Annotated in this window: 8 protein-coding genes and 2 pseudogenes; 5 read left to right on the top strand and 5 right to left on the bottom strand. The window is 57.8% G+C overall.

Annotated features, from left to right (window positions below):
* The coding region (locus RRB22_15565) for an AAA family ATPase (GenBank protein MDT8385819.1) at nucleotides 1-1,570 on the bottom strand (1,570 nt) is incomplete at its 3' end.
* A gap of 451 nt (nucleotides 1,571-2,021) precedes the next feature.
* On the opposite strand from RRB22_15565, the gene RRB22_15560 reads away from it, so the two are divergent.
* The 5 genes and pseudogenes from RRB22_15560 to RRB22_15540 all read left to right on the top strand — a co-directional run bounded on the left by RRB22_15560 (nucleotide 2,022) and on the right by RRB22_15540 (nucleotide 7,745).
* Nucleotides 2,022-3,509: a SulP family inorganic anion transporter gene (locus RRB22_15560; protein MDT8385818.1), complete on the top strand. Its 1,488-nt coding sequence runs from the start codon at nucleotides 2,022-2,024 to the stop codon at nucleotides 3,507-3,509.
* Nucleotides 3,510-3,517: 8 nt separating this feature from the next.
* Nucleotides 3,518-4,375 (top strand): universal stress protein, encoded by an 858-nt coding sequence (locus tag RRB22_15555; protein MDT8385817.1) that lies wholly within the window; start codon nucleotides 3,518-3,520, stop codon nucleotides 4,373-4,375.
* 258 nt (nucleotides 4,376-4,633) lie between these two features.
* Nucleotides 4,634-5,761 carry a cyclopropane fatty acyl phospholipid synthase gene (cfa, locus tag RRB22_15550; GenBank protein MDT8385816.1) on the top strand — a complete coding sequence of 376 codons (1,128 nt, stop codon included), beginning with the start codon at nucleotides 4,634-4,636 and terminating at the stop codon, nucleotides 5,759-5,761.
* 258 nt (nucleotides 5,762-6,019) lie between these two features.
* A pseudogene (locus tag RRB22_15545) lies at nucleotides 6,020-6,663 on the top strand (IS5 family transposase).
* 464 nt (nucleotides 6,664-7,127) lie between these two features.
* Nucleotides 7,128-7,745, top strand: a complete 618-nt coding sequence (locus tag RRB22_15540; GenBank protein MDT8385815.1) for a methyltransferase domain-containing protein — start codon at nucleotides 7,128-7,130, stop codon at nucleotides 7,743-7,745.
* Nucleotides 7,746-7,811: 66 nt separating this feature from the next.
* On the opposite strand, the gene RRB22_15535 is transcribed toward RRB22_15540, so the two are convergent.
* The 4 genes and pseudogenes from RRB22_15535 to RRB22_15520 all read right to left on the bottom strand — a co-directional run.
* The gene (locus RRB22_15535; protein MDT8385814.1) at nucleotides 7,812-8,492 is read right to left on the bottom strand and encodes a class I SAM-dependent methyltransferase; all 681 of its coding nucleotides are present in this window, start codon (nucleotides 8,490-8,492) and stop codon (nucleotides 7,812-7,814) included.
* A 127-nt stretch (nucleotides 8,493-8,619) separates the two neighbouring features.
* Nucleotides 8,620-9,531 (bottom strand): D-hexose-6-phosphate mutarotase, encoded by a 912-nt coding sequence (locus tag RRB22_15530; GenBank protein ID MDT8385813.1) that lies wholly within the window; start codon nucleotides 9,529-9,531, stop codon nucleotides 8,620-8,622.
* A 97-nt stretch (nucleotides 9,532-9,628) separates the two neighbouring features.
* A pseudogene (locus RRB22_15525) lies at nucleotides 9,629-10,000 on the bottom strand (adenylate kinase).
* 82 nt (nucleotides 10,001-10,082) lie between these two features.
* The coding region (locus tag RRB22_15520; protein MDT8385812.1) for a TCP-1/cpn60 chaperonin family protein at nucleotides 10,083-10,409 on the bottom strand (327 nt) is incomplete at its 5' end.

Here is a 10,409-nt window from a genome sequence, read left to right as displayed (position 1 = left end):
GCTTGACCTGGGTGGACGATTGCAGCGAGCGCTGAATCTGGTCGGCGGTGGAACTGCTGTAGGGGTTGACCGACTGGGTGGCATCGCCGAGCACCGTCTTGCGGCAGGAAAACAGCTTGCCCAGCACGGCGTACTGCACCGGTGTGTAGTCCTGCATCTCGTCGATCAGCAGGTGCTTCACCGCCGGGCGGGGGTTGCGGACGCCCTCCAGGCGCATCTTGAGATGGATGAGCGGAAACACATCGGCGTATTCGAGCTTGCCGCCCGCCGGCTTGAACAGCTCCGGCTGCCCCATCCACTCGAACAGGCCCTGATAGGCCTGGCGCAGGGTCATCGTGCGCACCATGCCGCGAATGGCTTCGCGCAACGATTGCCGCTCGTCGGTACGCAGATCGTAGTTGTAGTGAATACCAAGCTGGGTCTCGGTGGCCTTGACCAGCCGGGCGATGCGCTCGGTGAGCTTGACGCCGCGATGCTTTTGCCAGGTCTCGGCGAAGAACCAGTCGGGCACGATCTTGCGGCCGGTGCGCCATTCGGCAGCTTCAAAAGAGCGCTTTTCCAGTTCTTCGGCATAGCGATCGATCTGGCGCAGGAAATCCGGCGAGGCTTTGGCGACGATGCGCGCCTTGAGGGCCTCGTCGTTCTTCTCCAGAAGTTGCGCGGTTTGCTCGAAGAAGCTCTGGAAGCGGTACTGGTGGTCGAGCAGCTCGGCGGCCAGGTCCTCCATGCCGATCTCGGCCACCTGTTCTTCGCCCAGCTCCGGCAGCACGTTGCCGATGTAGTCGGCGAACACGCGGTTGGGCGAGATGATCAGGATGTCGTCGGAACTCAAGGTGTCCTTGAAGCGGTACAGCAGGTAGGCAATGCGGTGCAGCGCGATGGAGGTCTTGCCGGAGCCCGCCACGCCCTGGATGATCAAGGTGTGGGCGTCGTCGTTGCGGATGATGGCGTTCTGGTCGCGCTGGATGGTGGCGACGATGTGCTTCATGCCCTCGTCACCGCTGGCGCGGCTAAGCTCCTCCTGCAGCACGTCATCGACGATGTGCACGCCCGACTCGATCACGAACTCCATTTGCCCGTCGCGGATGCGGAACTGACGCTTGCGCGTCACCTGGCCCTCGACCTCGCCCGCCGGCGCCTGGTAGCGGGCCGGGCCGGTCTCGTAGTCGTAGAACATGGACGCAATGGGCGCACGCCAGTCATAGACCAGGGTTTCGTGCGCGGCCTCGTCGTGGAAATGGTGCACGCCGATGTAAATCGGTTCAGTTTTCGCTGCGCCGCTTTTGTGGAAATCGAAGCGGCCGAAGTAGGGCGAGCGCAGCAGCTTGTGCAGTTTTTGCTGCTGGGCCTGGAGCATCTCGGCGGAGTCGAGGGTCTGCTCGATGGTCTGGCGCACCGCAATCTTTTCGATGTGATCCATATCGCGCCGCGCCTCCCACAGGTATTCCTTGCGGGTCTGGATCTCCCGGGCGTAGTCGCCAAGGCGTGTATCGATAGCGCCAAGCGCATTGCGGATGCTCGCCTGACAATCTTCCAGGCGGGCCTTTTCTTCGGTTTCAACAGTACTCATGCGTGGTTCGTTTTCTCCATATTCATGCGGTGACGTTACATTTAAGTTAGCGTTGCGCTTGCACGTTTGAAACTCATCTGCTCTTTGTTGGGTTGTAGTTGCTTGTGGCGTTGCCACGGTAGCTGAATTTCTTAGAGTTTCCCTGATACGGCTTATCGGGCCATATTTAATAAGTTAAATTAATAACTGTTCTTGTGTTCAGGCACCCAAATCTTTATAATTCGCGGCGATGAATAATATCATCTCGATTTCCGTTGATTCAGAACGTTTTTTTTCTGTGATGTAACGGCTCTATCGTGTTACCTAATTAGCGCCACTTATTCTGTTCCCCTCTGCAGGTCGGACTTGTTTTGCTGCGCCATAATTATTTTTGATCAAAGGCCTATGCCTTCCCTTTTTACTCTGTTATCGCCCGACGTAATACGCAGCTATGCTGGGCGGGATGTTATATATGCTCGATGTTATCAAACGAAACTGGTTTTCCAATCTCCGTGGCGACATCCTGGCCGGGATCGTGGTTGCGCTGGCGCTGATCCCCGAGGCGATCGCCTTTTCCGTTATCGCCGGGGTCGACCCCAAGGTGGGGCTCTATGCCTCCTTCTGTATTGCGGTGGTGATCGCCTTTACCGGCGGTCGTGCCGGGATGATCTCCGGTGCCACCGGCGCGATGGCGTTGCTGATGGTCGTCCTGGTCAAGGAACATGGCCTGGAATATCTGCTTGCCGCCACCATCCTTACCGGGATCCTACAGATCATCGCCGGATATATCCGGCTGGGTTCGCTAATGCGCTTTGTCTCACGCTCGGTGGTGGTCGGCTTCGTAAATGCCTTGGCGATCCTGATCTTCATGGCCCAGTTGCCTGAACTGTTTTATGAAGGGGTCACATGGTATGTGTACGCCTTTACCCTGGGTGGCCTGGCGATCATCTATCTGCTGCCCATGGTTACCAAGGCCGTGCCCTCGCCATTGGTGACCATTGTGGTGCTGACGGTGTTCGCCATGGTGCTGAACGTGGATATTCGCACCGTTGGCGACATGGGCGAGCTGCCCGACACCCTGCCGATGTTCTTGCTACCGGATATTCCATTGAATCTGGAGACGCTGCTCATCATCCTGCCCTATGCGCTTTCCCTGACTGTGGTTGGTCTGTTGGAGTCGCTGATGACCGCCACCATCGTGGATGACCTCACCGATACCACCAGTAACAAGGATCGTGAGTGCAAGGGCCAGGGTGTGGCGAATATCGCCTCTGGCTTCATGGGCGGTATGGCAGGTTGCGCGATGATCGGCCAGTCGGTGATTAACATCAAATCCGGTGGGCGGACCCGTATGTCCTCGCTGATCTCGGGGATTGTGTTGATTCTGATGGTGGTCTTCCTCGACAAGTGGGTGGCGCAGATCCCGATGGCGGCGCTGGTGGCGGTGATGATCATGGTCGCTATCGGCACCTTCAACTGGGAGTCTCTGCGCAATCTCAAGGAGCATCCTCTTACAACCAATATAGTGATGGTCGCCACGGTATTAGTGGTGGTGCTTACCCACAATCTCGCCTATGGCGTACTGGTCGGGGTGTTGCTGGCGGCGATGTTCTTCGCCCGCAAGGTGGCCCAGTACAAGTACGTGGCCTCCGACCTGAGCGAGGATGGCAATACCCGCCGTTATCGCGTGGTGGGCCAGGTTTTCTTCGCTTCGGCCGATAAATTCATTGAGTCCTTTGACTTTGGTGAGGCCGTGGACAAGGTCGAGATCGATCTGTGCCAGGCCCACTTCTGGGACATCACCGCAGTCAATGCTCTGGACAAGGCGGTGATCAAGTTCCGCCGTAACGGCACCGAGGTAGAGTTGATCGGTATGAATGAGGCCAGCGCGACCATCGTCGATCGCTTCGCCATCCACGATAAACCGGATGCCGTCGAAAAACTGATGGGCGGTCATTAAGAGAAGACATGAAAATGAATAAAGTCATCGCCGCCATCGACGGCTCCCGTTCCTCCGGGTCCGTCTGCGACCACGCCGCCTGGGCCAGCCAGCGCCTGGGTGCACCCTTGGCGCTGCTGCATGTGGCACGTACCCTCCATGCTGACAAGGAGCCCGATTACAGTGGCAACCTCGTCGTCGGGAATCGCAAGCAATTGCTGGATGACATGGTCGAATTGGAGGAGCAGCGCAACCGCCTGCTGCGTGAGCAGGGCAAGGCCATACTCGCCGATGCCCTTGAACGGGTAAAGGGACAGGGGATTGAAGTGGTGGAACGTCTGCTGCGCCACGGCCGTATAACCGAGGTTCTGAACGATTTAGAGGGCGAAGCACGCCTCGTGGTGCTGGGCAAGCAGGGCAAGGATGGAGATATGGTCGAACGCCACGTGGGCAGCCACCTGGAAAGCCTGATCCGTATCCTGAAAACCCCACTCCTTATCGCACCACTGGAATATGTGCAGCCGCAAAGCTTCTTGATCGCCTATGACGGTAGTGCCAGCGCCGAGAAGGTTGTCGACAAGGTGGCGCAAAGCCCGTTACTCAAGGGGCTGCCCGTCCATCTGCTGATGGTGGCAGAAGGTAATGGCGGCAATCAGGTAAAAATGGAGCAGGCCGGGGATAAGCTGGCTGCGCAGGGTTTTGATGTCATTCCAGCCATCCGTAGCGGTGAGGTGTTGGATGTAATCTGCAACTACGCCGGTGAGCATGATATTCATCTGATGGCGATGGGGGCCTTTGGGCATTCTGTGTTGCGTCGCTTCTTTATCGGCAGCACCACCACCCGCATGGTCATGCAGGCACAAATACCGCTGCTAATCCTGCGCTGAGGACTATCTAGGGAAGGTCTGAATAAGCCCATCCTGGACCTCTCAGACCACGAAAACAAAAAATGTCATTTTTTGTTTTCTTCATTTTCAATGGCTTATCAGCCATTGAAAATGGCGGCACATTCATGTGCCGCGGAAGCTCTGACTTAATCAGAGCTTCCCTAGACAATCATGCCGATTTAGTTAGCGGGAAAATGGAATTTCCCGTAGCGAATTATTTATAAGCGGGAGTTACTGATGAACGTACGTAGTAGTGACATGTTCCACCAAGATGACAGTAAATTGTTCAGAAAGATGTCTGCCATGCTGGAGAAGGCGGATATCCAGATAAACGGCAACAGGCCATGGGATATTCAGCTCTATTCCCCCGAGGTACTGAGCAAAACCGCCCTGCTCGGCAATTTGGGCCTGGGCGAGGCTTATATGCGCGGGCAGTGGGATGTCGAGCAGCTGGACGAGTTTTTTAATCGCATACTTCAGGCTGGTCTGGACAAGGAGGTTGGTTCGGCGCGCATATGGCTACAGGATCTGCGTGCGCGTTTTCTGAACTTACAGACAGTACGCCGTGCCTGGCATGTGGGTGAGGCGCATTATGATCTGGGTAACGATTTTTATGCGGCAATGCTCGACCCGCGCATGACCTACACCTGTGGTTACTGGAAGGATGCCGACAACCTGGAAGAGGCGCAGGAAGCCAAGCTCGATATGATTTGTCGCAAACTCGAATTGAAACCCGGCATGAAGGTTCTGGATATCGGCTGTGGTTGGGGAAGTTTCATGGGCTATGCTGCAGAACACTACGGTGTCAGCTGCGATGGAGTAACCATTTCCAGAGAGCAAGCTGCATGGGCAAAAGAGCGCTATAAGGATCTGCCCTTGAATTTTCTGCTGCAAGACTACCGCGAGACCTATGGTCAATACGACCGAGTCGTCAGTGTCGGCATGTTCGAGCACGTTGGCCGAAAAAATTTGCGTGCTTTCATGGAAGTGGCCAAGCGCTGTCTTGCCGATCACGGCATGCTGCTGCTGCACACCATTGGCAAAAATGAAACGCATACCGCACCGGATCCGTGGATCGACAAATACATCTTTCCCAACGGGGATCTGCCGGCCCTGACCCAGATCACCCGGGCGGCGGAAGGGTTGCTGGTGCTGGAAGACCTGCACAATTTCGGCGTGGACTATGACAAAACCCTGATGGCCTGGTATGCGAATTTCGAGGCCGCATGGCCACAATTCAGCGACAAAATGGACCAGACCTTTTATCGTATGTGGCGTTATTATCTATTGAGCTGTGCCGGTGCGTTTCGTGCCCGAGATATTCAGTTGTGGCAGTTCGTTTATTCCAGGCGAGGTGTGCTTGGTGGCTATCGTCGCCCTGTGTAACCAGAATCATTTGAGGATGCCCTGATTAAGTGCCTTTTCGTCACTCCGGTGAAGGCCGCAGTCCAGTAAAATCAGATAGTTTCTGGATTATTCGCTTCGCTCACCCTGCGGGCCGCCTTTGGCGTTCAACGGACTACGTGCGTATGTTCCGGCATTCGCCGGTATGACTTATTCAGAGGTTCCTTAAAGATTCTCTGATTTAACCGTCGATTCGCGCATAATATGCTCTATTGTTCAAGCCGCCAGGAGCCCACCCGCATGCGCCAGCAGGCCTTTGCCGATGAAGCCTTCGTACGCTACCGCCAGCAGACATGTCGGGAACAGTTTTTGCGGATGGAAACGGTGATCCCCTGACAGGAGCTGTGCGTGGTCATCGAGCCGTTCTATCCCAGGCCCGAAGGGGCGGGATGGCTGCCGGTGGGGCTGGAGCGCATGTTGCGGATTCACTTTCTGGAACACTGGTTCAACCTGTCGGATTCGGCGATGGAAGAAGCTTTGTAGGATTCGCGGGCCATGCGTCGCTTTGTCGGCATCGATCTGGGCCGGGAGTCTGTACCGGACGAGACCACCATTCTCAAGTTCCGCCACCTGCGGGAGGCCCATAACCTGGGGCAGTGCCTGTTCGAATTGTCCAGCCAGTATTTGCAGGAGAATGGGCTGAAGGTCAGCACCGGCACCATTACGCCACCATCATCAGCGCGCCCAGCCCGACCAGGAAACGCGACAAGCAGCGGGATCCCGAGATGCACCAGACCCGGAAGGGCAACCAATGGTACTTCGGCATGAAGGCGCACATCGGAGTGGACAGCAAGAACCGGATGATCCACGCCGTGGCGGCCAATGTACACGACAGCCAGATGTTGCCAGACTTGTTGCACGGGGAGAAGACACAGGTCTGGGGGGGGGTGGCTTGGGCGAGGCGCTGTTCTAGCCGCAGATGCTCTGGTTGCTCAATGGCCCACTGCGGGGAACTGCCTGCTGAGAGCCGCCAGTCACCCTATGTCCGCGACTGGTTACGCCGCGATGTGGTTGCGGGACTGGCGTTTCTTGCTGCTGGTGCCGGCTCCGGCGGTGGCACCGTTTAGTGAATAAAACTCGGTATTTTCGTCTATTTAGTTATGGAAACTGTGCAAAAGTCCCTCCCTGGACTTTTGCAGAGTTGGAGAGCGCAGCTCGTGTCCGTGCTTTCCCACGCGCTTCAATCACTTACATGATTGGCGCGGCGGGGCGTCCTGCCCCGCACGGAAGCTCTGCACACTTATGCAGAGCTTCCTTATATCATTTCGTTCAATGTTTCGGTCTGGCACGACCGCCCGGTAATGGGGATAATGCCCACCATGTTAAGTCCGTTAGCTGTTTTTTCGTAATGGCAACCGCGTTACACCGACTCCGCCTCGAAGCAGTGACCCATACCTTGCTCGCCAGTGGCGCGCGGCATGTGGCCGATCTCGGCTGTGGTTGTGGTGAACTCCTGCAATGTCTGCGTGAACACGACCAGTGCAACCGACTTATCGGTATCGACATCGATGCCGCGGCACTGGCGCATGCCCGCAACCGCCTGATGCTGGACCTGTTGCAGCCCGACGAGCGCCTGCAGGTGTCTCTGGGCTCCTTTGAGGAAACTGACTGGGCTACGATGGATATCGACGCCGCCGTGCTGCTGGAAACCATCGAGCATATTGATCCCGGCCGGCTGTCGCGCGTGGAGCGGGCGCTGTTCGGCCGCATCATGCCCGCGCTGGTCTTTATCACCACGCCGAACAGGGAGTGCAATTCCTTGCATGGACTGGCGCCCGGCGCGCGCCGACATCCCGGCCACCGTTTCGAATGGACCCGCGCGCAGTTTCGGGCGTGGTGCGGCGGCGTGGCCGAGCGCCACGGTTACGGCGTTTGCTATCGGGATATCGGTCCTTCCGATCGTGTTTACGGCAGTTCGACACAAATGGCCTGTTTCAAGCGCGTTGCAACGAGACAGCCAGGATAGGGCATGCCTACAAAGATTTTTCCTCAAGAAGGCTACTTGCAAGTGTAACCTGGATACCAAAATGCGTCATTGCCCGGCCGCTACCTTGTTCATCAGGACAACGCGTTCGTCGATCGTCTCCACGGCAAACCCGAGTTCACGCCCCAGCCACTCGAAGGTGTCGGCGTGGTAAAAGCTGACGTGGGTGGGATCGCCCTTGTAGCCCCAGCCACGAAACGCCGCCGCTTCGGGATCGGGCACCTTCCATGTCATCACCCCCAGCCAGCCGCCCGGGCGCACCCGCGCCGCCAGTTGCGGCCAGGCCGCGCCCGGATCGCAAAAATGCTCCACCACCTCGGTGCAGGTGACAAAATCGTATTCGCGCGCCAGCAAGGTGTCATCCGGCGCATAGAGCGGATCGAAATCGTGCATCACCATGCCCGCCTCGCGCAGCATGCCGCTCAGGGTCGGCCCGGGACCGCAACCGTAATCCAGACCGACCATCCCCGGTTGCAGCCGCGCCAGTAGCGGTTCGGCGAGCCGGTTCAAAAAGGCCCGGTAACGGGGATCGGCCGGGTCATTGTGATGTAGATCATAATTGGCCCGTTCCGCCTCAGGCGGCAGATGACTGGCGGGATCGGCACTGATCAGCTCGCACTGCGGGCAGTGGTAAAAACGCCGACGCCGATCCGCGCACAAGAAATCGGAGGGATGACGGCATAAGGGGCAGGCGATGGGATCGGCAGACAGGGCAGCATTGTTTTTCACGCGCGCCAGTTTACCATTGCCTGGCGCGGGCCGCCGTGGCGCTGTACACCGATCGGTAAACCCCCTGGTGCCCGCCACGGGGCGCTGACTTCGCGAACTCAACCTGATCGTGAGCCGCAAGGTCGAGCTAACGCACCGCGAGGGTCATCGTCATGCTGTGTGATTCTCCCGCCTTGAGGGTATAGGCGTTATCCAGCGCATTGGCCGCCTCGACGCAGACCATGTGCGCGTACTGATCGTCGGGCATGTCGGCAAAACCTCTGGCGCCTTCGGGGCCCGGGTTCCAGACGACCGTGCTGGCGCTATTGGTCTTCTGCATCACGATCTGGCGCTGGTTGCTGCTGTCTTCGAGGATTACCTGATCGGGGTGATCGACGAACACGCACTCCATCGGCGTCGTCACCGACAGTGGGCCTGTCTGGGTGAACCGCTGGCCGTCATGCAGTTTGTCGATATACGTGGCCCCGTCCAGGCCCTCGAGCGTCAGTCCGTCGGCATTGGCGACCCGGAAATAGGTGTGAAACGCCTCGGAGACCACCCAGTCGCGATTGCTGCGGTTCTCGCCGATCAGTTCCATAGTGAGCTTTTCACCGAGCGTGACCACCAGTTTCAACACAAACGGCAGCGGCCAGGCCTGGCGAATCGAATCATTGGGTTCCAGCTGCAGCACCACTTCGGTGGCATCGTTGTCGACACTGCGTACCGAGGCCACCTCCCAGAGTTCGTAACGGGCCACGCCGTGGCCTTTTTTGGCCGCGTCGGTCGGGTCCGCGCCCATGGTGTCGGGATCATACGGACCAAACCACGGCCAGCAGATCGGCACGCCGCCGCGTACCGGCTTGCTGCCATCATACACGGCCGTCTCGCTGAGCCAGATCACCTCCTCGCCGCCGGTGGGCCGGTAACCGAGCAGCGTGCCGCCATGGGTGGTCAGGGTGGCCGCGCCGTGGCGGTTGTTCAGCTCGATCATGATTAACTGATCGTTTTGATAGAAGCGCACATCGGGATGGGAAAAACGGTGTTTGAGATCATCCAGCACGGGTAAGACTCCTTGGTGAGTAAAGATAAAAAATGATCGGTGAAACAAAACGGTATGCTACTGATGCAGCGGCCACATTGGGATCACGGCAGGCTTATCTCGGATCGCCGTCGTGGATGACCACACTGGGCGCGGGCGCGACCCCCATTTTGTAGACATTCCATTCCCTATCTGTGGGCGGCAGTACATCATCGCAGGTGATTTCGTAGGCGAGATGACCATCGAGCCGGCTGATACGCCAGGACTGATAGCTATTGGAGTAGGAAATAGCGGGGTTTCTGGCTGCCTTGCCATCGGCGCGGTCCCAGGCCATTTTGCCATTCCAGTAACCCGGACTGGAAACGGTGCCGGACTCAGATTTGGTGGGCGGGGCTTCGGAAGGCACATACAGGCCATCAACCTCGGGCAGGCCCGATCCGGTTAGTTCAATAAACAGTGTGTTGGGTTCAGATTGTGATGGTTCGCTCATACGTTCTCTCGTTTCTTGTTAGTAACCTGGGCGGGAGCGTTTGCGTGGCTCGTGTTCTCAAGTCTCAGGGTGGGGGGTAATGCTACATCATCCCCATCTCGTTCATGTCCGGCGCCGGCGTCGCCGCAGCGTCATCCGGCAGGTCGGCCACCATCGCTTCGGTGGTGATCATCAGGCCGGCAATCGACGCGGCGTTTTGCAGCGCGGTGCGGGTGACCTTGGTCGGGTCCAGGATGCCCATGGCGATCATGTCGCCGTACTCTCCGGTGGCGGCGTTGTAACCGTAGTTACCCTTGCCTTCGATAACCTTGTTGATAACCACGGACGGCTCGTCACCGGCATTGGAGACGATCTGGCGCAGCGGCTCTTCCATGGCGCGGCGCGCGGTCTGGATGCCGATGTCCTGATC

The organism is Gammaproteobacteria bacterium (assembly GCA_032250735.1).
In the GTDB taxonomy this organism is placed as follows: Bacteria; Pseudomonadota; Gammaproteobacteria; order SZUA-152; family SZUA-152; genus SZUA-152.
The sequence above is the reverse complement of the archived record's forward strand: the minus strand, read 5'-3'. Positions and strand labels throughout refer to the sequence as shown.

Bases quoted from the DNA above. Each gene is read 5' to 3' on its own strand.
- cfa (MDT8385816.1), top strand. From the start codon at position 4,634: ATGTTCCACCAAGATGACAGTAAATTGTTCAGAAAGATGTCTGCCATG.
- RRB22_15540 (MDT8385815.1), top strand. From the start codon at position 7,128: ATGGCAACCGCGTTACACCGACTCCGCCTCGAAGCAGTGACCCATACC.
- RRB22_15560 (MDT8385818.1), top strand. From the start codon at position 2,022: ATGCTCGATGTTATCAAACGAAACTGGTTTTCCAATCTCCGTGGCGAC.
- RRB22_15555 (MDT8385817.1), top strand. From the start codon at position 3,518: ATGAAAATGAATAAAGTCATCGCCGCCATCGACGGCTCCCGTTCCTCC.